This is a genomic window from Actinomadura meridiana (assembly GCF_039537545.1).
In the GTDB taxonomy this organism is placed as follows: domain Bacteria; phylum Actinomycetota; class Actinomycetes; order Streptosporangiales; family Streptosporangiaceae; genus Spirillospora; species Spirillospora meridiana.
Window position 1 is genome coordinate 144,912 of the sequence record NZ_BAABAS010000001.1, and the last position, 21,118, is coordinate 166,029.

Below are 21,118 nucleotides of genomic sequence, written 5' to 3' on the forward strand. Positions count from 1 at the left end.
GACATATCGATTTAGAATCGCTTCATGCTAGATCTGGAACGGCTGCGCGCCCTGCACTCGGTCGCGACCTATGGCTCGGTCAGCGCCGCCGCCGACGTGCTGCACGTGACGACGTCCGCCGTGTCGCAGCAGCTCGCGAAGCTGGAGCGGGAGACCGGCCAGAAGCTCCTGGAACGCAACGGGCGCGGCGTCCGGCTCACCGACGCCGCCGAACTCCTCGTCACGCACGCCGAGCGGATCCTGTCGCTCGTCGAGCAGGCGCAGGCCGACCTGGAGGCGCACCGCGGGTCCGTCGTCGGGCAGCTCGCCGTCGCGGCGTTCCCCACGGCGGCCCGCGGGCTGCTGCCCGGCGCGCTGTGCGCCCTGCGCGCCGACCATCCCGACCTGCACGTCCAGCTCGTCGAGGAGGACCCGCTGCGCAGCCTGCCGCTCGTCCTGCGCGGCGACTATGACCTGGCCGTCGTCCAGGACTGGAACAACGAGCCGCTGCCGCTGCCCGACGGCCTGCACAAGGGCGTGATCTGCGACGACGTCGCCGACGTCGCGCTGCCGGAGGCTCACCCGCTCGCCGGGCGCGACTCGGTCGACCTGAAGGAGCTGGCGGGCGACGCGTGGATCAGCTCCTCGCCCGACAGCATCTGCTGCGGCTGGCTCCTGCGGACCCTGCGCTCCGTCGACGCCGAACCGAAGATGGCCCACATGGCCTACGAGTTCGCCACGCAGCTCTCCCTCGTCGCGGCCGGGCTCGGCAACGCGATCCTGCCGCGGCTCGGACGCTGCGACGTCCCGCCGGGCGTGGCGGTCGTCCCGCTGGCGGCGCCGCTGTCGCGCCGCGTGTACGCGATCTGGCGTGAGGAGGCGGCCCGCCGTCCCGCCATCCGCGCCGCCATCAGGGCCCTGCGCGGCGCCGTCCCCGCCGACGTGCCCGCCGTGACGCTCGTCCCAAGTTGACACCTCCTGCCACAAGGGCACGGGCGGTGGACGGAGCGAGGTAGGGGCATAGGTAATCTGGCGTGTGATGACCGAGACAACGATCGTTCACCTGCTGCGGCACGGTGAGGTGCACAATCCCGACGGGGTCCTCTACGGGCGGCTGCCCGGCTACCGCCTCAGCGAGGACGGCGCCCTCATGGCGAAGGCCGCCGCGAAATGGTTCTCCGAGCGGGACGTGACCGTCATCCTGTCCTCGCCGATGCAGCGGGCGCTGGAGACGGCCGCGCCGCTGGCCGACACGTTCGACCTTCCGGTGACGGTGGACGACCGGTTGATCGAGGCCGAGAACCATTTCGAGGGCCTGACGTTCGGGGCGGGGGCGGGGTCGCTGCGCCGTCCCGAGCACTGGCGGCACCTGGTCAACCCGCTGCGGCCGTCCTGGGGCGAGCCCTACAAGGAGCTCGCCGCCCGGATGCGCGCCGCCGTGATCAGGGCGCGGAACGCGGCGCGGGGCCACGAGGCCGTGTGCGTCAGCCACCAGCTGCCGATCTGGGTGCTGCGGCTGCACGCCCAGCACCGCCGTCTCTGGCATCACCCGAAGCGGCGCGAGTGCGGACTGGCGAGCCTGACGTCCCTCACGTTCGAGGGCGACCGGCTGACCGACGTCGCCTACTGCGAGCCCGCCTCCGATATCGCGAAGGGCCCCAGTGTCGCGGGTGCCTGACCGCACCACTAGGTTTGTGTACTACGTCTCGTAGTAGCACTTGTTCCGCAAAGTAGGAGGGACCGTTGAGCCCCCGAGTCTCCCCGCGGCGCGCCCCGCTGGCCGTCGGGGTCGCCGTCGCGCTCTGCGGGGTGCTGGCCGGGTGCGCCGGGACCAGCGCCTCCGAGAACGGGCAGGGCGACGACACGCGGTACATCTCCGGCGACGGCAACGTGACGGAGTACAAGCCCGCCGACCGCAAGGCGCTCAAGGACGTCCACGGCGACGGTCTGGACGGCAGGCCGCTCACGCTGGCGGGCTACAAGGGCAAGGTCGTCGTCGTCAACTTCTGGGCGTCGTGGTGCCCGCCCTGCCGCGGCGAGACGCCGTCCCTCCTGCACGTGTACGACCAGAACAAGGCCAAGGGCGTCGAGTTCCTCGGCGTCAACTTCAAGGACTCCAAGGCGAACGCGCAGGCCTTCGAGCGCAAGTCCAAGGTCACCTACCCGAGCATGTTCGACGCGAACGGGCAGGTCACGCTGGCGTTCCGGGAGGTGCCGCCGAGCGCGATCCCGAGCACGCTCATCCTGGACCGGCAGGGTCGCGTCGCCGCCCGGATCATCGGCGCGACGACGTTCTCCACGCTGAACCCGCTGGTCGCCAAGGTCAGCTCCGAGAAATGAGCCGGTGGGCACACGCATGAGAACAGACGTATGAGCACAGGCGTATGAGCACGGTCACCGAGACGGTGGTCAGCGGGTCGCTCGTGGCGGCGGCGCCGCTGGCGGCGCTCGCCGGGCTCGTCTCGTTCGCCTCGCCGTGCGTCCTGCCGCTGGTGCCGGGCTACCTGTCGTACGTGACGGGCATGACCGGCGTCGACCTCGCTCAGCAGCGGCGCGGACGGCTCCTGGCGGGCGCCGTGCTGTTCGTCGCCGGGTTCAGCGTCGTGTTCGTCAGCTACGGCGTGATCTTCGGCGGGCTCGGCCGTTGGCTGCTGGAGTACCAGGACCCGATCACCCGGACCCTGGGCGTCATCACGATCGTGTTCGGCCTCGCGTTCATGGGCTTCATCCCCGGGTTGCAGCGGACGATGAAGTCGGGGCGGCTGCCCGCCGCGGGCCTCGCGGGCGCGCCGCTGCTCGGCGTCCTGTTCGGGCTCGGCTGGACGCCGTGCATCGGGCCGACCCTCGGCGCGGTGCAGGGCCTCGCGGTCACCGAGGCCAGCGCCGGACGCGGCGCGCTGCTTTCGCTCGCGTACTGCGCGGGGCTCGGGCTGCCCTTCGTGGCGGCGGCGGTCGGCTACCGGCACGCGCTCGGCGCGTTCGGCGCCGTGAAACGCCACTATCCCCTGGTCATGCGGATCGGCGGTGGCATGCTCGTCCTCATCGGCGTGCTGCTGGCGAGCGGGCTGTGGGACGACCTGACCATCGAGCTGAGGTCGTGGATCAGCGGCTTCGAACCGGTGATTTGAGATGACTGAGACCAGGCACGACGCCACGGAATCGGGCGCCGACGCGGCGACCCTGACCCCCGCCGCGCGGCAGGCGCCGAAGGAGGTGCCGCGCCCGAAGGGCATCGGCCCCATCGGCTGGCTGCGGTGGGGCTGGCGGCAGCTCACCACGATGCGCACCGCGCTGATCCTGCTGTTCCTGGTGGCGCTCGGCGCGGTGCCCGGGTCAGTGCTGCCGCAGGAGGGGCAGGCGCCGGAGAAGGTCGCCGCCTACCTGGCCGACCACAGGACCATCGGGCCGTGGCTCGACAAGTTCTCCATGTTCGACGTGTTCGCCGCGCCGTGGTTCGCGGCGATCTACATCCTGCTGTTCGTCTCGCTGGCCGGGTGCGTCATCCCGCGCGGGGTGCAGCACTACAAGTCGATGCGGGCCCGCCCTCCGGCGGCGCCCCGCAACCTGGGTCGGCTGCCGCAGTCCGCGAAGTTCGAGACGGACACGTCCCCGGACGACGTCCTCGCCGAGGCCCGCAAGGTCCTGCGCGGGCGGCGGTTCCGGGTGGACGTGTCGGGCGGCGCCGCGGCCGCCGAGAAGGGCTACCTCGGCGAGACCGGCAACCTGCTGTTCCACCTGGCGCTGCTCGCGCTGCTGTTCGCGCTCGGCTTCGGCAACCTGTTCGGGTACCGGGGCAACGTGCTGCTGACCGAGGGCAAGACGTTCGCGAACTCGCTCAGCCAGTACGACCAGTTCACCCCGGGACGCGCGTTCAACGACGGCGAGCTGGCCCCGTTCACCGTCAGCCTCGACGACTTCAAGGCCGAGTACGAGACCAAGGGCGACAAGCGCGGGCAGGCCACCGAGTTCAACGCCGCCCTCCGCTACCGGGCCACGCCGAACGGCAAGGACACCCGGTACGACCTCCAGATCAACCATCCGCTGAAGGTCGGCGGCGCGAAGGTGTACCTGCTCGGCCACGGGTACGCGCCGGTGTTCACCGTCCGGGACGCCAAGGGCAACGTCGCCTTCCACGACTCGGTGCCGTTCCTGGAGATGGAGCCGCGCAACCTGACGTCCGAGGGCGTCATCAAGGTCCCCGACGCCGAACCCGACCAGCTCGCCTTCTACGCGATCCTCTGGCCGACCGCGATGGCCAGCCAGGACGGCAAGCAGATCGTGTCGGCGTTCCCGGCACCGCTGCGTCCCGTCATCACGATCACGTCGTTCAAGGGCGACATCGGCATCGACTCCGGCACCCCGCAGTCGGTGTACAAGCTGGAGGGCATCGGCAAGACGCTCCAGCCCGTCAAGAACGGCCAGAAACTGCTGGAGCCGGGCGAGACGTTCACGCTGCCCGGCGGCACTGGTTCGATCACGTTCGACGGGCTCAAGGAGTACGCGACCCTGTCGGTGAACCATGACCCCGGACGGTTCCCCGCGCTCGTCGCGGCCATCCTCGCGGTGGCGGGCGTGGCGGCCTCGTTCATGGTGCGACGGCGCAGGGTGTGGGTCCGTGCGAGCGCCGCAGAGGGCGGGCGTACGGTTGTCGAGGTCGGCGGTCTCACGCTGGGGAATCCGACCTCGGAGTTCGACGACATCGTGACCGCGTTGCGCGGTCCGGAGCCCGAACCCCGTGAGGAGCCCGGCGAGGGCGAATCCGCCGCCGACCCGGAGTCCGGGCCGGCGACCGAATCGAAGGAGTGACGAGGTGAGCAACCGGTGAGCAGCGCCGACCTCGCGAACCTGAGCGACAAGCTCATGCTGACGACCGTGGTGATGTACATCGTCGCGCTTGTCGCCTACGCCGCCGACATGGGCTTCGGCCGCCGGGGCGTCGCCACGGCAGCCGTCGCCAAGGCGTCCGTCGAAGAGAAGGCGGTACTGGAGAAGGCGGAGGCCAAGGTCCTGGTCGGCGCCGGTGGCGCCGCGGACGTCGACGCCGCGTCCACCGCCGAAGCCTCCGAGGCCGACGCGGGCGAGGAAGCCGACGAGGAGCGGCCCCAGGTCGACTGGGCGCGTCTCGCGGTGTTCCTGAACGTGCTGGGCCTCGGCGCGCACCTCGGCGTCCTGGTGACCCGCGGGCTGTCCGCCGATCGGTGGCCGTGGGGCAACATGTACGAGTTCCTCACCGCGATCTCGTTCGCCGCCGTCGCCGCCTTCATGGTCGTGATGATCCGGTACAAGGCGCGCTTCCTCGGCGCGCCCGTCATGTTCGCCGCCGTCATCGCACTGGGCGTCGCCAACATCTGGCTGTACGACTCGGTGGGCCCGGTCTCCCCGGCGCTGAACTCGTACTGGATCGCCATCCACGTGACCGCCGCGATCACCGCGACGGGCTCGTTCACCGTCGCGGGCGCCGCCACGATCCTCTACCTCCTGAAGGCCCGCGAGGAGTCCAAGGGCGCCGTCCGTTTCAGCGGCATGCTGGAGCGCGTCCCGTCGGCGGAGAACCTCGACCGGCTCGCGATGCGCGTCACGATGTTCGCGTTCCCGATCTGGACGGCCGCGATCATCATGGGCGCGATCTGGGCCGACCAGGCGTGGGGCCGCTACTGGGGCTGGGACCCCAAGGAGGTCTGGTCCTTCGTCACCTGGATCATCTACGCCGCCTACCTGCACGCGCGCGCCACGGCGGGCTGGAAGGGCCGCAAGGCCGCGATCCTGTCGCTGGTGGCGTTCGCCGCGCTGATGTTCAACTTCTTCGGCGTCAACTACATGTTCTCGGGGCTGCACTCCTACGCCTGAGATTTTCCGTTTTCGTGACTTCCCTGGATGACGGAATGTCGGGTTCCGGCTTACGCTTCCGTCCGGGACCCGATCCTGCGGCGGTCGCCGCTCGAACCCCCGCGGGTCCCGTTGACAGAGGAGCCCGATGCGCTTCAAAGGCGTTCATCGCAAGCCCCGGGAGCTGTGGAACCGGGAGTCGCTCCGCGGCGCGCGGTTCCGCGGGGACGGCCCGATCCGCGACGATCCCGCGGCGTACTCCCCGTCGCCGCCCGACTCGGGGCAGGTCCGCCCGCGCAGCAACCAGCCGCGCGACCGGTTCGGCCGGTTCCGCAAGGCGGGACGCGACGACGACTTCGCGCTCGGCCCCGGCGGGGTGGACGGCGTTGACGGCGCCGCCGGTGACGGCGGCGACGCGGCGGGCGTCCTCTCCAGCAGGTTCGGGCGGCGCAGGCGGGCCAGGCCGCGGCCGGGCGACTACTCGTGGAGCGACTTCGAGCTGGAGGACGACCGTCTCCGCGTCGAGCCGTACCCGCCGGGCGTCCCGCACGTCGCCGACGGCCGCCGCAACTGCGGTGTGCTGGAGAGCGTCCTGTACCGGCAGTGGGACGTCCGCGACGGCCCGCCGAGCGCCGAGGTCATCGCGGCCGTCGACAGCCTGGCGGCGCTCCCGTCGGGGCTGAAGGAGAAGCTCGCGTCCGGTCTCGACGGCATCTATGTCGGGCCCGGCGGCGTCCCGCAGTTGGACGACATGGGCCATCTGCGCGACCGGCCGCTGCCGTCGGGCCGCGCCACCTGGGACATCTGCGCCGGGGCCTACGGCGACCACAAGATCGTCGTCGGGGACCGGCCGTCGCCGACCCCGGACGTGATGCTGCACGAGGTCGGGCACGCGCTCGACGACATCGACGGCGACGACGGCGAGTGGACGTCCGACAGCCCCGCCTTCGAGCGGCTCTACGCCGAATGCCTGCCGCATCTCGCGAGCGCCTTCCACCGCCAGCCCGGTACGCTCGGCCGCCGCGAGTTCTTCGCGGACGCGTTCGCCGCCATTTCGTCCCGGCAGCGTCCGGCCCTCGTCGATATGCTCGCCGGCAACATTCGGATGGCCTTGGAGGTCATGCTCTTCTTCAACCGCAGGTACGGGATCTAGGACGCCGTGATGGCAGTGAATCGCGAGGGTGATCGACGATGTACGTGATCCGGCTTCCCGACGGCACGCTCCGGGTACCGCACAGCGTCCTCGACGAAGACGGGGACTCCACGGCGCCCAGGACCCGGATCATCGCCGACGCCTACGTGGAGATCAAGCCCGGCGACCCCGACTACGACCGGCTGCTGCGGGAGTCCCTGACCGAGGAGGAACTGGCGGACCGGCGGCGGGAATGGCGGGAGGGCGACGCGGACCTGCTCCGCCGGTTCGAGGAGTGGCGGGCGGACGGCGCCGGGGAGAACGCCGACTGAGCCCGAAACGGCGAGCCCGGAAAATGATCTCGAAAATGGAAGCGGCCCCGGCCGCCCGGGCGAGGAACTTCCCCCGAAGGACTACCTCACGCGGCGGTCCGGGCGGCAGGGCCGGATATGCGGAACCGGATCAGCGCGCCGAATGTTCGGCGATCGGCTCCTCGCCGCGCAGCAGCGCGTGCACCTCTGACTCGCGAAAGCGCCGGTGGCCACCCGGTGTGCGGATGCTGCTGATCCGACCCGCGGCGGCCCACCTGGTCACCGTCTTCGGGTCGACCCTGAAGAGGGCGGCGACCTCTCCCGGGGTCAGCAGGCGCTCGCTCGTGCTTTCCACGTTTTCTCTCCCCCTTTGTCCCGCTCTCGGCGCGGGTGGACTGTTTAACAGTGTGGCGGGTCACGACCGATTTCTCCCTATGTTTGGAAAAAGATCACACAGCGTAATCGAGACATCAGGTCGAATCACACTCGGTGCGCGGAGCATGCGGAGCGAGCCTCCCTTTGATCCCAATATGACCCGACGGGTCGGGTTCGGAGCGCGTCCGGATCGGCCCGGGATTGGGCTTGGATCGGGCTTGGATCGGGCCTTCGCCGGGGCCGGTCCACGTCTCGGCCACGGCTGGTCCGGGGCCCCAGTAGTCTCGTGATCATGTCCGATCTTGTGTCGCTCCCGGAGATCGAGCGGGCCGCCGAACGCGTCGCGGGCGTCGCCGTCCGGACGCCCCTCGTCCCCTTCCGCCGCGACCCCGCGGCCACGCCGACCGACCGCGAGCCCGCGCTGTTCGTGAAGGCCGAGTCGTTGCAGCCGATCGGCGCCTTCAAGATCCGCGGCGCCTACTCGACGATCTCGTCCCTCGAACCCGAGGAGCGCGAGCGCGGCGTCGTCACCCACTCCAGCGGCAACCACGCGCAGGCCGTCGCCTACGCGGCCCGCGCCCTCGGCATCAAGGCCGTGCTGGTCATGCCGCACACCGCCCCGAAGGTGAAGGTGGACGCCTGCACCGCGCTCGGCGCCGAGGTCGTGTACGTGGAGCCGACCTCGCAGGCGCGCGCCGAGACGGCCGACCGGCTCGCCGCCGCGCACGGCTTCACGCTGGTGCCGCCCTACGACGACGCCCGCGTCATCGCGGGGCAGGGCACGGCGGGGCTGGAGATCGTCCAGGATCGCCCGGACGTGGACGTCGTCCTCGTCCCGGTCGGCGGCGGCGGCCTCATCTCGGGGGTCGCGGCGGCCGTCAAGGCGCTGCGCCCCGAGGTCCTGGTGGTCGGCGTCGAACCGGAGCTGGCCGCCGACGCCCGCGAATCGCTGAGCGCCGGACGTCCCGTCGCCTGGGACGCCGACCAGACGGGCCGCACCATCGCCGACGCGCTGCGCGTCCAGCGGGTCGGCGACCTCCCGTTCGAGCACATGCGCGCGCACGTCGACCGGGTCGTCACCGTCTCCGAGGACCAGATCCGTCTCGCCATGCGCCGCCTCGCCCGCGAGACCCGCCTCATCGCCGAGCCCGCCGGGGCCGTCGCCACCGCCGCCTTCCTGTACCGCCGCGCCGAACTCCCCGAGGCCCGCACCTACGTCTCGATCCTGTCCGGCGGCAACGTCGACCCGACCCTCCTCCAGGACGTGCTCAGGTAGGCATTACCCTCGAAGAGTCATGCGTTCCATCGTTCTTTACACCGGCGCGCGGCTCACGATCTTCGTGGTGACCGCGGGCGTGCTGGCACTGTTCGGGGCCCGCGGGTTCCTGCTCCTGCTGCTGGCGCTGCTGATCAGCGGCGTCGTCAGCTACGTCCTGCTGTCCGGCCAGCGCGACCGGATGTCCAGCGCCGTCGCCCACGGCGCCCGCGCCGGGCGCGAGCGGTTCGAGAAGTCCGTCACCAAAGAGGACGGGGCGCGACCCCGAGCCGACTAGCGCCCTGTCTAGGCTGGGGCCATGAGCCGCGCGTCACTGGAGAAGAAGCCCGCCGAGGTCGCGGCGATGTTCGACGGCACCGCCGAGCGGTACGACCTGCTGAACACGCTGATGACCGGCGGGCAGGACCGGCGGTGGCGGCGGGAGGTCGTCCGGGCGCTCGCGGCGCGGCCGGGCGAGCGCGTGCTCGATCTCGCGGCCGGGACGGGCACGTCGTCGGTGCCGTTCGCCGAGGCGGGCGCCGAGACCGTGGCGTGCGACTTCTCCCTCGGCATGCTGCGCGTCGGGACGCGGCGGCAGGCGGGCGTTCACGGGTTGAGCTTCGTCGCGGGCGACGCGCTGCGACTGCCCTTCGCCGACGGCTCGTTCGACGCGGTGACGATCTCGTTCGGGCTCCGCAACGTCGCCGACACCGGACGCGCCCTGCGCGAACTGCGGCGCGTCGCAAAGCCCGGCGGGCGGCTGGTCATCTGCGAGGTGAGCCATCCGCCGAACGCGGTGCTGGCGCTCGGGCACCGGACGCACCTACGGTATGGGCTGCCCTTGCTGGGACGGGTGAGTTCCAATCCCGGCTCGTATCACTATCTCGCCGAGTCGACACTTGCCTGGCCGGATCAGGCGGCCCTGGCGCGGCTCGTCCAGGACGCGGGGTGGAGCGCCGTACGCTGGCGCGACCTGACGTTCGGTGTGGCCGCGCTGCATCACGCCGTCAATCCGGGGTGATCCCCGGGGCTGGTGATCGGGATCGGTCCAAACCCGGGTCGGCCCCGAAGTACGCACCAGTCGTGATAAAGGAATAGACTCCCCGTCGGACCCTTGTGAAGTACTTCACAAGCGAACGAGCTGAATGAGGAAACGCCGTGACCGACTCCGCCCGGCACGCAGATGTGATCGTCGTCGGGGCAGGCCCCGCCGGTGCGTCGACCGCCTACTGGTTGGCGCAGACCGGCCTTGAGGTGTTCCTGCTGGAGAAGGCCACCTTCCCGCGCGACAAGATCTGCGGCGACGGCCTCACCCCGCGCGCCGTCCGCGCGCTCATCGGGATGGGCGTCGACGTCACCGACCCGGGCTGGGGACGCAACAGGGGCCTGCGGATCTACGGCGGCGGCGTCAAGGTCGAGCTGCCCTGGCCGGAGCTCGCGAGCTTCCCCGACTTCGGGCTCGTCCGCAAGCGCACCGGCCTCGACCAGCTCCTCGCCGAGCACGCCGCGAAGGCGGGCGCCCGGCTGCTCCAGGGCTGCGCCGTCACCGGCCCGATCCTGGACGAGCGCACCGACCGCATCGTCGGCGTCACCGCCGTCCACGAGGGCGAGGAGGTCGAGTTCCACGCCCCGCTGGTCGTCGCGGCCGACGGCAACTCGTCCCGGCTGTCCCTCGCCATGGGGCTGCGTCGGCGGGAAGACCGTCCGATGGGCGTCGCGGTCCGCCGCTACTTCCAGACCCCGCGCCACGACGACGACTACATGGAGGCGTGGCTGGAGCTGTGGGACGGCGAGCGCCTCCTGCCCGGCTACGGCTGGGTCTTCGGCGTCGGCGACGGGACGTCCAACGTCGGGCTCGGGCTTCTCAACACCAGCAAGGCGTTCCAGAACGTCGACTACCGGGGGATGCTCAAGCGCTGGTGCGCGCAGATGCCCGCCGACTGGCAGTTCGACGAGGACCACGCCACCTCCAAGATCCGTGGCGCGGCGCTGCCGATGGGCTTCAACCGGCAGCCGCACTACACCCGCGGGATGCTGCTCGTCGGCGACGCGGGCGGCATGATCAATCCGTTCAACGGGGAGGGCATCGACTACGCGCTGGAGTCCGGGCGGCTGGCCGCCGACGTCATGGTGCAGGCGCTCGCGCGCCGCACCCCCGGGCAGCGCGAACGCACGCTCTACGAGTACCCGCGCATCCTGAAGGACGAGCACGGCGGCTACTTCACGCTGGCGCGCGTGTTCGTCCAGGCCATCGGCGACCCGCGGATCATGAAGTTCCTCACCGCGCACGGACTGCCGCACCCGACGCTGATGCGGTTCACGCTCAAGCTCCTCGCCAACCTGACCGATCCCAAGGGCGGGGACGCGATGGACCGCGTCATCAACGCGATGCAGAAGGTGGCTCCCGCGGCATGAAATGCAAGCTTCCGCAGGTGAGCGGACTACAGTGCAATATCCGACCCCCTGGAGGGGAGTGCTATTGATCGCCTTGGCTAGGGTGGCGGCGGCTCGCGGCAGGGCGACCTCCCACGCCCCCCGGACCTACGTGTATATCGCCGCACATCGCGAGGAGAGGCTGTAGAGACATGGATCTCTATATTCCGGTCATCGCACTGGGGGTGCTCGCCTTCGGTTTCGCCGGGTTCTCGGTGGTGATGGCCTCGTTCACCGGCCCGAAGCGCTGGAACCGCGCGCGTCTGGACGCCTACGAATGCGGGATCGAGCCGACTCCGCAGCCGGTGGGCGGCGGACGTTTTCCGGTGAAGTACTACCTGACGGCGATGTTGTTCATCGTCTTCGACATTGAGATCATCTTCCTTTACCCCTGGGCGGTCGCATTCGACCGGATGGGCATGTTCGGCCTTGTCGAGATGGTCCTTTTCATCGTCACCGTGCTCGTGGCGTACGCCTACATCTGGCGGCGCGGCGGTCTGGAGTGGGACTAAATGGGTCTTGAGGAGAAACTTCCCAGCGGCTTCCTGCTGACCACGGTCGAGCAGGTCGCCGGATGGGCGCGCAAGAGCTCGGTGTGGCCGGCGACGTTCGGCCTGGCGTGTTGCGCGATCGAGATGATGGCGACCGGCGACCCCCGGCACGACTTCTCCCGGTGGGGCATGGAGCGCGCCTCGGCGACGCCCCGGCAGGCCGACCTGATGATCGTGGCCGGCCGGGTCAGCCAGAAGATGGCGCCCGTGCTGCGGCAGATCTACGACCAGATGACCGAGCCGAAGTGGGTCATCGCGATGGGCGTGTGCGCGTCGTCCGGCGGGATGTTCAACAACTACGCGATCGTGCAGGGCGTGGACCACATCGTCCCGGTGGACGTCTACCTGCCCGGCTGTCCGCCGCGGCCCGAGATGCTCCTGGACGCGATCCTGAAGCTGCACGACAAGATCCAGAACACCAAGCTCGGCCCGCAGCGCGCCAAGCAGATCACCGAGCTGGAAGTGGCCAAGCGTCGCCAGCTCCCGCTGCTCGGACAGGGGGCCTGAGATGACGTCCGAGCATCCGGAGCAGAAGGCCGAGCAGGCCGCGGACCAGTTGCCCGCGCACACCGAGGAGGAGCGCCGCGAGCAGCCGATCGTCCGCAAGGGCATGTTCGGCGCGAAGACGACCGGCGACACGTCCGGCTACGGCGGGCTCCTCATCCGGCAGAGCCCGAAGGTGTCGGCGTCGCGGCCCTACGGCGGGCCCGGCGGCGCCGCCGACCCCGGCGAGTTCGACGAGATCGCCGACGAGCTTGAGCGCACCTACCCGGGTTTCGGTGACGCGATAGAGCGGGTCGTGGTCGACCGGGGCGAGCTGACGTTCTTCGTCAAGCGCGAGCACCTGCTTGAGGTCGCCCGGACGATGCGGGACGAGCCGTCCCTCCGCTTCGAGCTGTGCTCGGGCACGTCGGGCGTGCACTACCCGAAGGACGAGGGCGCCGAGCTGCACTCGGTCACGCACCTGCTGTCGATCACGCACAACCGGCGCGTCCGGCTGGAGACGACCTGCCCGGACGCCGACCCGCACGTCCCGTCGCTGGTGCCCGTCTACCCGACGAGCGACTGGCACGAACGGGAGACCTACGACTTCTTCGGGATCGTCTACGACGGGCACCCCGCGCTCACGCGCATCGAGATGCCCGACGACTGGGTCGGCCATCCGCAGCGCAAGGACTACCCGCTTGGCGGGATCCCCGTGGAATACCGAGGTGCGGAGATCCCGCCACCAGATGAGCGGAGGTCGTACACTTGACATCCTCCACCGGCCCGAAGGCGGTGGACTCTCCGGGTCGCCCCAGAGACCTTCCTGCTTCGTCGCGGATCGCCCCCAAGACGAATCCCAGAGGTCTTACGCCCGCTCCACAGGCTCTGCCCGCCAGCCCGGCGGTGAAACTGGCGGCTTGGGTATCGCCGCCCGATGCCTGGAACTCTTTCACATGCGTGAGGGGAGGGAGGGGCAGTTTCTTCGAAAGTAAGTTCGAAGTGGCTGTTCCGCCAGCTCGATGAGCAGCACGAAGTACACCGAATACGACGCCTATGCGGCCGACGAGGCCGCCGAGGGCAAGGTGTTCGACGTCGGCGGGCAGGACTGGGACAAGGTCGTGTCCGGCGCCGAGGACCTCGGCGACGAGCGGCTCGTCGTCAACATGGGGCCGCAGCACCCGTCCACGCACGGCGTGCTCCGGCTGATCCTCACGCTCGACGGTGAGACGGTGAACGAGGCCCGGGTGGGCATCGGCTACCTGCACACCGGCATCGAGAAGAACATGGAGTACCGCACCTGGACGCAGGGCACCACGTTCTGCACCCGGATGGACTACCTGGCGCCGATCTTCAACGAGACGGCGTACTGCCTGAGCGTGGAGAAGCTGCTCGGCATCACCGACCAGGTGCCCGAGCGGGCCCAGATCATCCGCGTGATGATGATGGAGCTGAACCGGATCTCCTCGCACCTGGTCGCGATCGCCACGTTCGGCCTCGAACTCGGCGCGACGACCGTGATGCTGAACGGGTTCATCGAGCGCGAGTACACGCTCGACCTGTTCGAGGAGATCACCGGCCTGCGGATGAACATGGCCTACGTCCGGCCGGGCGGGGTCGCGCAGGACCTGCCGAGCGGCGCCACCAGCAAGATCCGCGACTATCTGGACCGGATGCCGAAGCGGATCCAGGCGCTGCGCAAGCTGATGGACGCCAACCCGGTGTTCCTGGCCCGCACGAAGGACATCGCCTACCTCGACCTCACCGGCTGCATGGCGCTCGGCGTCACCGGCCCGGTGCTGCGCTCGACCGGCCTGCCGTGGGACCTGCGCAAGTCGCAGCCCTACTGCGGTTACGAGACCTACGACTTCGACGTCGCGACGCAGGACACCTGCGACGTGTACGGCCGCTACCTCGTCCGGATGGACGAGATGGAGGAGTCGCTCAAGATCGTCGAGCAGTGCCTGGACCGGTTGCGGACCGCCAAGGGCCCGGTGATGATCGAGGACAAGAAGATCGGCTGGCCGGCGCAGCTCGCGATCGGCGCGGACGGCATGGGCAACTCGCCCCGGCACATCGCGCACATCATGGGCACGTCGATGGAGGCGCTGATCCACCACTTCAAGCTGGTCACCGAGGGCTTCCGGGTCCCGGCGGGCCAGGCGTACGCGCCGATCGAGTCGCCGCGCGGCGAACTCGGCGCGCATGTGGTCAGCGACGGCGGCACCCGCCCGTACCGCGTGCACTTCCGCGAGCCGTCCTTTGTGAACCTACAGGCCGCGCCCGCGATGTCGGAGGGCGGCATGATCGCCGACATCATCGCGGCCGTCGCCAGCATCGACCCGGTCATGGGGGGAGTGGACCGATGACGTACGAACCCGACGTTCGCGAACGCCTGGAGCGGGACGCGAAAGAGATCATCGGCCGGTACCCGCGGCCGAGGTCGGCGCTGCTGCCGCTGCTGCACCTCGTGCAGTCGGCGGAGGGCCACGTCACGCAGGACGGCATCGAGTTCTGCGCCGAACTGCTCGGGATCACGCCCGCGCAGGTGACGGGCGTCGTGACGTTCTACACGCAGTACAAGCAGCGGCCCGTCGGCGAGTACCACGTCGGCGTGTGCATCAACACGCTGTGCGCGGTGATGGGCGGCGACCAGATCTGGAACGAGCTGTCCGAGCACACCGGTGTCGGCCACGACGAGGCCACTCCGGACGGCAGGGTCAGCCTGGAGCGCATCGAGTGCAACGCGGCGTGCGACTTCGCGCCGGTGATGATGGTCAACTGGGAGTTCTTCGACAACATGACTCCCGAGAAGGCCAAGAAGCTCGTCGACGACCTCCGCTCGGGTGAGCGGGTGCTCCCCTCGCGCGGCCCGGAAAGCCTGGCCACGTGGAAGGAGGCGTCGCGGGTGCTCGCCGGGTTCCCGGACGGGCGCGCCCGCGAGGGCGTCCAGGCCGGGCCCGAGTCGCTGCGCGGCCTGAAGCTCGCCAAGGAACGCGGTTGGACGGCGCCCCGCACCGACGTCGACCGGACGCGGCCGGAGGAGCCGGTGAAGCCGGAGGAGATCAGCGAGCCGCCGCACGAGCCCGGCAAGCCCATTCCCGGTGACGCGAAGCCCGGCAGCCAGGAGGGACGGAACAAGTGACCACGCTCACCCCCGTCCTCACCCAGAACTGGGACCAGGCCGACTCGTTCACCCGCGCGGGCTACGAGCGCGACGGCGGCTACAAGGCGCTGCGGACGGCGCTGCGGATGGAGCCGGACGCGATCGTCCAGACGGTCAAGGACTCCGGCCTGCGCGGCCGCGGCGGCGCGGGCTTCCCCACCGGAATGAAGTGGGGCTTCCTGCCGCCGTCCAGCCCGAACCCGCGCTACCTCGTCGTCAACGCCGACGAGTCGGAGCCGGGGACGTGCAAGGACATCCCGCTGATGATGGCCAACCCGCACGTGCTGGTCGAGGGCGTCATCATCAGCTCGTACGCGATCAGGTCGAACACCGCGTTCATCTATGTGCGCGGCGAGGTGCTGCACGTGATCCGGCGGCTGCACCAGGCGGTCGCCGAGGCGTACGAGGCCGGATATCTCGGCAAGGACATCCTCGGGTCCGGGTACGACCTGGACGTCGTCGTCCACAGCGGCGCCGGGGCCTATATCTGCGGCGAGGAGACGGCGCTGCTGGACTCCCTCGAAGGGTTCCGTGGCCAGCCCAGGTTGAAGCCCCCCTTCCCCGCGGTCGCGGGCCTGTACGGCGGGCCCACTGTCATCAACAACGTCGAGTCGATCGCGTCGGTTCCCTCGATCGTCGGGAACGGCGCCGACTGGTTCGCCTCGATGGGCACGGAGAAGTCGCAGGGCTTCGGGATCTTCTCGCTGTCCGGGCACGTGACGCGGCCAGGCCAGTACGAGGCGCCGCTCGGCATCACGCTGCGGGAGCTGCTCGACATGTCGGGCGGCATCCGCGAGGGGCACCGGCTGAAGTTCTGGACGCCCGGCGGCTCGTCCACGCCGATCTTCACCGAGGAGCATCTGGACGTCCCGCTGGACTTCGAGTCCGTCGGCGCCGCCGGGTCGATGCTCGGCACCCGCGCCCTCCAGATCTTCGACGAGACGACCTGCGTCGTCCGGGCGGTGCTGCGCTGGTCGGAGTTCTACGCGCACGAGTCGTGCGGCAAGTGCACGCCGTGCCGCGAGGGCACCTACTGGTACAAGCTGATGCTGAAGCGGCTGGAGGCCGGTCAGGGCACCGAGGAGGATCTGGAGACGCTCCTCGACATCTCCGACAACATCCTCGGCCGCGCGTTCTGCGCCCTCGGCGACGGTGCGACGAGCCCGGTCGTGTCGTCCATCAAGCTGTTCAGGGCCGAGTACCTCCAGCACTTCGAGCAGGGCGGCTGCCCGTTCGACCCGGCCAAGTCCACCCTCTGGGGAGGTGCCAAGTGACCGTCACCGACGACAAGTCGGCGGTGGAGAAGATCGAGATGATCGCCTGCACCATCGACGGCTTCGAGATCGAGGTGCCCAAGGGCACGCTGATCATCCGGGCCGCCGAGCTGCTCGGCATCCAGATCCCCCGGTTCTGCGAGCACCCGCTGCTCGACCCGATCGGCGCCTGTCGCCAGTGCCTGGTGGAGATCCCCGACGCCGGGAACGGCCGGGGGATGCCGAAGCCGCAGGCGTCCTGTACCACCGCCGTGATGCCGGGCATGGTCGTCAAGACCCAGCTCACCTCGCCGGTGGCCGACAAGGCCCAGCACGGCATCATGGAGTTCCTCCTCATCAACCACCCGCTGGACTGTCCGGTCTGCGACAAGGGCGGCGAGTGCCCCCTCCAGAACCAGGCGATGTCCCACGGGCGCGGCGAGACCCGGTTCGTCGAGACGAAGCGGACGTGGCCGAAGCCGATCCCGCTGTCCAGCCAGGTGCTGCTCGACCGCGAGCGCTGCATCCAGTGCACCCGCTGCACCCGGTTCTCCGAGCAGATCGCGGGCGACGCCTTCATCGACCTGTTCGAGCGGGGCGCGAAGGAGGAGGTCGGCATCGCGGGCGACCGCCCGTTCCAGTCGTACTTCTCCGGCAACACGGTGCAAATCTGCCCGGTCGGCGCGCTGACCGGCAGCGCGTACCGGTTCCGGTCGCGGCCGTTCGACCTGGTGTCGACGCCGAGCGTGTGCGAGCACTGCGCGTCCGGCTGCGCGCTGCGGACCGACCACCGGCGCGGCAAGGTGACGCGGCGGCTGGCCGGGGACGACCCGCACGTCAACGAGGAGTGGAACTGCGACAAGGGCCGCTGGGCGTTCACCTACGCCACGCGGCCCGAGCGGCTCACGCACCCGCTGGTCCGGAACGAGGACGGCGTCCTCGAACCGGCGTCGTGGCCGGAGGCGCTCACCATCGCGGCGGAGGGCCTCGCGGCGGCGCGCGGCTCGGCGGCCGTGCTGACCGGCGGCCGGGTCACCCTTGAGGACGCCTACGCCTACGCCAAGTTCGCGCGGATCGCGCTCGGCACCAACGACGTCGACTTCCGGGCCCGCCCGCTGTCGGACGAGGAGACGCGGTTCCTCGCCTCGTCCGTCGCGGGACGCTCCATCGAGGTGTCCTACACCGACCTGGAGAAGGCGCCCGCCGTCCTGCTGGCCGGGTTCGAGCCGGAGGAGGAGTCGCCGATCGTCTTCCTGCGGCTCCGCAAGGCGTTCCGCAAGAAGGCGCTGAAGGTGTACGGCGTCGCGCCGTTCGCGACGCGCGGGCTCGGCAAGGTCGGCGGGACGCTGCTGCCGACGGCCCCCGGCGCGGAGGCCGAGACGCTCAACGCCCTCGTCGGGGACGCGGCCCGCGCCGATGTCCGGACGAACCTGGAGGCGCCCGGCGCAGTGATCCTGCTCGGCGAGCGGCTCGCGACCAGCGCGGGAGCGCTGACGGCGGCCGTGCGGCTCGCGCAGGTGACGGGCGCGAGGCTGGCGTGGGTGCCGCGCCGGGCCGGGGAACGCGGCGCGGTCGAGGCCGGGGCGCTGCCCGGGCTGCTGCCGATCGGCCGTCCGGTGACCGACCCGGAGGCGCGCGCCGAGGTGGCCCGCCGCTGGGGCGTCGCCGAGCTGCCCGCCACCCCCGGCGAGGACACCGACGGCATCGTCGCGGCCGCGGCGGCGGGACGGCGCGGCGCGCTGCTCGTCGGCGGCGTCGACCCGGGCGACCTGGCCGACCCGGAGGCGATGCTGCGGGCCCTGGACGCCACCCCGTTCGTGGTGAGCCTGGAGCAGCGGCCGAGCGCGGTCACCGACCGCGCCGACGTCGTGTTCCCGGTCGCGGCCGTGGCGGAGAAGTCCGGCACGTTCGTCGACTGGGAGGGCCGTGGCCGCCAGTTCGACATCGTGTTGAAGGCGGCCGGGAAGATGTCCGACCTGCGGGTGCTGGACGCCCTCGCCGACGAGCTGGACGTCCATCTCGGCCTGCCGGGCCCGGACGCGGCCCGCAGTGAGCTGACCGCACTCGGCGCCCACCGTGGCGAGCGTCCGGAGGCCCCGAACGTGGCGCCGCCGCTGCCGCCGCGCCCCGAACAGGGTGAGGCGCTGCTCGCGACGTGGCGCATGCTGCTCGACCAGGGCCGCATGCAGGACGGCGAGCCGTTCCTCGCGGGCACGGCCAAGACCGCGGTCGCCCGGCTGTCGCCCGCGACGGCGGCCGAGATCGGCGCGACCGGCGCGGTGACCGTGTCGGCGGCGCGCGGCGAGGTCACCCTCCCGCTGGAGATCACCGAAGACCTGCCCGACCGGGTGGTGTGGCTCCCGACCAACTCGGTGGGCTGCGCGGTGCACCGCGACCTGGGCGCGACCGCCGGGGGCGTCGTGAAGATAGCGAGCGGTGTGCTCGTGCGCGCGACCGAGAACGCTGGAGGCGTGAAATGAATACGACGGCGCCCGCTCCGGCGCCGCTGGAGGGCTTCGGCGACGACCCGTGGTGGCTGATCGGCGGCAAGGTGATCGCCGTCTTCGCGTTCCTCGTCGTGACCGTGCTGATGACGATGTGGATCGAACGGCGCGTCATCGGCCGGATGCAGCTGCGCGTCGGCCCCAACAGGACGGGCCCGTTCGGCCTGCTCCAGGGCCTCGCCGACGGTGTGAAGCTGGCGCTGAAGGAGGACATCGTCCCCCGCCAGGTCGACAAGGTCGTGTTCGTCCTGGCGCCGGTCATGTCGGCGGTCCCGGCGTTCATCTCGTTCGCGATCATCCCGTTCGGGCCGCGCGTGTCGATCTTCGGGCATGAGACGGCCCTCCAGCTCACCGACCTGCCCGTGGCGGTGCTCCTCGTCCTCGCGATGTCGTCGATGGGCATCTACGGCGTGGTGCTGGCCGGCTGGTCGTCGATGTCGCCGTACTCGCTGCTCGGCGGGCTGCGCTCGTCCGCGCAGATGATCTCCTACGAGATCGCGATGGGGCTGTCGTTCGTCGCGGTGTTCATGTTCGCGGGCTCGATGTCCACGTCCGACATCGTCGCGGCGCAGGACGACAAGTGGTTCGTGATCCTGCTGCTGCCGTCCTTCATCGTCTACGTGGTGACGATGATGGGTGAGTCGAACCGCATCCCGTTCGACCTGCCCGAGGGCGAGGGCGAGCTGGTCGGCGGCTTCCACACCGAGTACTCGTCGCTGAAGTTCGCGATGTTCTTCCTCGCGGAGTACATCAACCTGACGACGCTGTCGGCGCTCGCCACCACGCTGTTCCTCGGCGGCTGGCGGGCCCCGTGGCCGATCTCCACGGTGTGGGAGGGCTCCAACTCCGGCTGGTGGCCGATCCTGTGGTTCCTGGTCAAGGTCTTCCTGTTCATCTTCTTCTTCATCTGGCTGCGCGGTACGCTCCCGCGCGTCCGCTACGACCAGCTGATGAAGCTCGGCTGGAAGGTGCTGATGCCCTTCTCGCTCGGCTGGATCCTGCTGGTCGCCACCATCCGCGCGCTGCGCAACGACGGCTACGACATGCGGCAGATCGTGATCGTCGCCGCCGTGGCCGCCGCGGTGGTGCTGGTCGCCACGCTGGTCTGGGAGATGGCGCGCGGCGGCGAGGACGACAAGGAGATCGTGCCCGGCGCGACGGACCCGGGCGGCAGGCCCGATCCGGCGGCCGGCGGGTTCCCCGTACCGCCCATGGACGCCCCCCACTACCACGGAACAGGCGGGAAGCCGTCCGGGGCGTCCACGTTGAGAACCCCTCCCGAGGAGGTCACCAGTGGGACTCACTGATTTCCTGAACCCGGTCAAGGGGTTCGGGGTCTCGTTCCACCAGATGTTCACCAAGAGCGAGACCGTTCAGTACCCCGAGGTGAAGAAGCCCACCGCCCCGCGCTTCCACGGGCGGCACCAGCTCAACCGGTGGCCGGACGGTCTGGAGAAGTGCATCGGCTGCGAGCTGTGCGCCTGGGCGTGTCCCGCCGACGCCATCTTCGTCGAGGGCGCCGACAACACCGCCGACGAGCGGTACTCGCCCGGCGAGCGGTACGGCCGCATCTACCAGATCAACTATCTGCGCTGCATCCTCTGCGGGCTGTGCATCGAGGCGTGCCCGACGCGGGCGCTCACGATGACCAACGAGTACGAGCTCGCCGACGACAGCCGCGAGAGCCTGATCTACACCAAGGAGATGCTGCTGGCGCCGCTGCGCGAGGGCATGGAGACGCCGCCGCACGAGATGCGGCTCGGCGACACCGAGGAGGACTACTACCGCCTCGGACTCCAGCCGCAGGACGAGGCGCCCACCGCGCAGTCCGAGGGGGGACGACCCCCCAC

General features: G+C 70.3%; 21 protein-coding genes and 1 pseudogene. 21 read left to right on the forward strand and 1 reads right to left on the reverse strand.

Annotated elements, in window-relative coordinates:
* Nucleotides 1-24 precede the first annotated feature (24 nt).
* From ABD808_RS00695 to ABD808_RS00730, 8 genes are all read left to right on the forward strand, one after another.
* Entirely contained in the window at nt 25-951 is a 927-nt protein-coding gene (locus tag ABD808_RS00695; RefSeq protein WP_344887834.1) for a LysR family transcriptional regulator, read from the forward strand.
* 67 nt (nt 952-1,018) lie between these two features.
* A complete protein-coding gene (locus ABD808_RS00700) occupies nt 1,019-1,657 on the forward strand; it encodes a histidine phosphatase family protein (RefSeq protein ID WP_344887836.1) in 639 nt (212 codons plus the stop codon).
* A gap of 65 nt (nt 1,658-1,722) precedes the next feature.
* On the forward strand, nt 1,723-2,319 hold the full coding sequence (locus tag ABD808_RS00705) for a redoxin family protein (RefSeq protein WP_344887839.1): 597 nt from the start codon (nt 1,723-1,725) through the stop codon (nt 2,317-2,319).
* Nucleotides 2,320-2,363: 44 nt separating this feature from the next.
* The gene (locus ABD808_RS00710; protein WP_344887843.1) at nt 2,364-3,107 is read left to right on the forward strand and encodes a cytochrome c biogenesis CcdA family protein; all 744 of its coding nucleotides are present in this window, start codon (nt 2,364-2,366) and stop codon (nt 3,105-3,107) included.
* Between the two features lies 1 nt (nt 3,108).
* Nucleotides 3,109-4,785 (forward strand): cytochrome c biogenesis protein ResB, encoded by a 1,677-nt coding sequence (gene resB / locus ABD808_RS00715; RefSeq protein WP_344887847.1) that lies wholly within the window; start codon nt 3,109-3,111, stop codon nt 4,783-4,785.
* 15 nt (nt 4,786-4,800) lie between these two features.
* Nucleotides 4,801-5,826, forward strand: a complete 1,026-nt coding sequence (gene ccsB / locus ABD808_RS00720) for a c-type cytochrome biogenesis protein CcsB (RefSeq protein WP_344887850.1) — start codon at nt 4,801-4,803, stop codon at nt 5,824-5,826.
* A gap of 127 nt (nt 5,827-5,953) precedes the next feature.
* Nucleotides 5,954-6,958, forward strand: a complete 1,005-nt coding sequence (locus ABD808_RS00725; protein ID WP_344887853.1) for a hypothetical protein — start codon at nt 5,954-5,956, stop codon at nt 6,956-6,958.
* 38 nt (nt 6,959-6,996) lie between these two features.
* Entirely contained in the window at nt 6,997-7,269 is a 273-nt protein-coding gene (locus ABD808_RS00730) for a hypothetical protein (protein ID WP_344887856.1), read from the forward strand.
* A gap of 130 nt (nt 7,270-7,399) precedes the next feature.
* On the opposite strand, the gene ABD808_RS00735 is transcribed toward ABD808_RS00730, so the two are convergent.
* On the reverse strand, nt 7,400-7,603 hold the full coding sequence (locus ABD808_RS00735) for a BldC family transcriptional regulator (protein WP_344887859.1): 204 nt from the start codon (nt 7,601-7,603) through the stop codon (nt 7,400-7,402).
* Between the two features lie 312 nt (nt 7,604-7,915).
* Between ABD808_RS00735 and ABD808_RS00740 the strand changes: the two genes are divergently transcribed.
* The 13 genes and pseudogenes from ABD808_RS00740 to nuoI all read left to right on the forward strand — a co-directional run.
* Complete coding sequence (locus ABD808_RS00740; RefSeq protein ID WP_344887862.1) at nt 7,916-8,899, forward strand: threonine ammonia-lyase; 984 nt, start codon at nt 7,916-7,918, stop codon at nt 8,897-8,899.
* Nucleotides 8,900-8,918: 19 nt separating this feature from the next.
* Nucleotides 8,919-9,176 (forward strand): DUF4229 domain-containing protein, encoded by a 258-nt coding sequence (locus tag ABD808_RS00745; RefSeq protein WP_344887865.1) that lies wholly within the window; start codon nt 8,919-8,921, stop codon nt 9,174-9,176.
* A gap of 21 nt (nt 9,177-9,197) precedes the next feature.
* Nucleotides 9,198-9,899, forward strand: coding sequence for a demethylmenaquinone methyltransferase (locus ABD808_RS00750; protein ID WP_344887868.1), 702 nt, complete (start codon nt 9,198-9,200; stop codon nt 9,897-9,899).
* A 137-nt stretch (nt 9,900-10,036) separates the two neighbouring features.
* A complete protein-coding gene (locus tag ABD808_RS00755; RefSeq protein WP_344887871.1) occupies nt 10,037-11,293 on the forward strand; it encodes a geranylgeranyl reductase family protein in 1,257 nt (418 codons plus the stop codon).
* Nucleotides 11,294-11,463: 170 nt separating this feature from the next.
* Nucleotides 11,464-11,823 (forward strand): NADH-quinone oxidoreductase subunit A, encoded by a 360-nt coding sequence (locus tag ABD808_RS00760; protein ID WP_344887874.1) that lies wholly within the window; start codon nt 11,464-11,466, stop codon nt 11,821-11,823.
* A complete protein-coding gene (locus ABD808_RS00765; protein ID WP_344887877.1) occupies nt 11,824-12,369 on the forward strand; it encodes a NuoB/complex I 20 kDa subunit family protein in 546 nt (181 codons plus the stop codon). It begins immediately after the preceding gene.
* 1 nt (nt 12,370) lies between these two features.
* The gene (locus ABD808_RS00770) at nt 12,371-13,117 is read left to right on the forward strand and encodes an NADH-quinone oxidoreductase subunit C (RefSeq protein WP_344887880.1); all 747 of its coding nucleotides are present in this window, start codon (nt 12,371-12,373) and stop codon (nt 13,115-13,117) included.
* Nucleotides 13,118-13,367: 250 nt separating this feature from the next.
* Entirely contained in the window at nt 13,368-14,714 is a 1,347-nt protein-coding gene (locus ABD808_RS00775) for an NADH-quinone oxidoreductase subunit D (protein WP_344887883.1), read from the forward strand.
* On the forward strand, nt 14,711-15,490 hold the full coding sequence (gene nuoE, locus ABD808_RS00780) for an NADH-quinone oxidoreductase subunit NuoE (protein ID WP_344887886.1): 780 nt from the start codon (nt 14,711-14,713) through the stop codon (nt 15,488-15,490). Before ABD808_RS00775 ends, nuoE begins: the two co-directional genes overlap by 4 nt.
* On the forward strand, nt 15,487-16,785 hold the full coding sequence (gene nuoF / locus ABD808_RS00785; RefSeq protein ID WP_344887889.1) for an NADH-quinone oxidoreductase subunit NuoF: 1,299 nt from the start codon (nt 15,487-15,489) through the stop codon (nt 16,783-16,785). Before nuoE ends, nuoF begins: the two co-directional genes overlap by 4 nt.
* Nucleotides 16,782-19,244, forward strand: coding sequence for an NADH-quinone oxidoreductase subunit G (locus ABD808_RS00790; RefSeq protein WP_344887892.1), 2,463 nt, complete (start codon nt 16,782-16,784; stop codon nt 19,242-19,244). Before nuoF ends, ABD808_RS00790 begins: the two co-directional genes overlap by 4 nt.
* On the forward strand, nt 19,241-20,575 hold the full coding sequence (gene nuoH, locus ABD808_RS00795; protein ID WP_344887895.1) for an NADH-quinone oxidoreductase subunit NuoH: 1,335 nt from the start codon (nt 19,241-19,243) through the stop codon (nt 20,573-20,575). Before ABD808_RS00790 ends, nuoH begins: the two co-directional genes overlap by 4 nt.
* Nucleotides 20,562-21,062, forward strand: a pseudogene (nuoI, locus tag ABD808_RS00800) (NADH-quinone oxidoreductase subunit NuoI); the annotation flags it as partial. The gene nuoH and the pseudogene nuoI, both read left to right, overlap by 14 nt.
* Nucleotides 21,063-21,118 lie beyond the last annotated feature (56 nt).

Coding starts and splice junctions, on each gene's coding strand:
- ABD808_RS00695 (WP_344887834.1), top strand. CDS start 25: ATGCTAGATCTGGAACGGCTGCGCGCCCTGCACTCGGTCGCGACCTAT.
- ABD808_RS00700 (WP_344887836.1), top strand. CDS start 1,019: ATGACCGAGACAACGATCGTTCACCTGCTGCGGCACGGTGAGGTGCAC.
- ABD808_RS00710 (WP_344887843.1), top strand. CDS start 2,364: ATGAGCACGGTCACCGAGACGGTGGTCAGCGGGTCGCTCGTGGCGGCG.
- resB (WP_344887847.1), top strand. CDS start 3,109: ATGACTGAGACCAGGCACGACGCCACGGAATCGGGCGCCGACGCGGCG.
- ABD808_RS00725 (WP_344887853.1), top strand. CDS start 5,954: ATGCGCTTCAAAGGCGTTCATCGCAAGCCCCGGGAGCTGTGGAACCGG.
- ABD808_RS00730 (WP_344887856.1), top strand. CDS start 6,997: ATGTACGTGATCCGGCTTCCCGACGGCACGCTCCGGGTACCGCACAGC.
- ABD808_RS00740 (WP_344887862.1), top strand. CDS start 7,916: ATGTCCGATCTTGTGTCGCTCCCGGAGATCGAGCGGGCCGCCGAACGC.
- ABD808_RS00745 (WP_344887865.1), top strand. CDS start 8,919: ATGCGTTCCATCGTTCTTTACACCGGCGCGCGGCTCACGATCTTCGTG.
- ABD808_RS00750 (WP_344887868.1), top strand. CDS start 9,198: ATGAGCCGCGCGTCACTGGAGAAGAAGCCCGCCGAGGTCGCGGCGATG.
- ABD808_RS00760 (WP_344887874.1), top strand. CDS start 11,464: ATGGATCTCTATATTCCGGTCATCGCACTGGGGGTGCTCGCCTTCGGT.
- ABD808_RS00765 (WP_344887877.1), top strand. CDS start 11,824: ATGGGTCTTGAGGAGAAACTTCCCAGCGGCTTCCTGCTGACCACGGTC.
- ABD808_RS00770 (WP_344887880.1), top strand. CDS start 12,371: ATGACGTCCGAGCATCCGGAGCAGAAGGCCGAGCAGGCCGCGGACCAG.
- ABD808_RS00775 (WP_344887883.1), top strand. CDS start 13,368: ATGAGCAGCACGAAGTACACCGAATACGACGCCTATGCGGCCGACGAG.
- nuoE (WP_344887886.1), top strand. CDS start 14,711: ATGACGTACGAACCCGACGTTCGCGAACGCCTGGAGCGGGACGCGAAA.
- nuoH (WP_344887895.1), top strand. CDS start 19,241: ATGAATACGACGGCGCCCGCTCCGGCGCCGCTGGAGGGCTTCGGCGAC.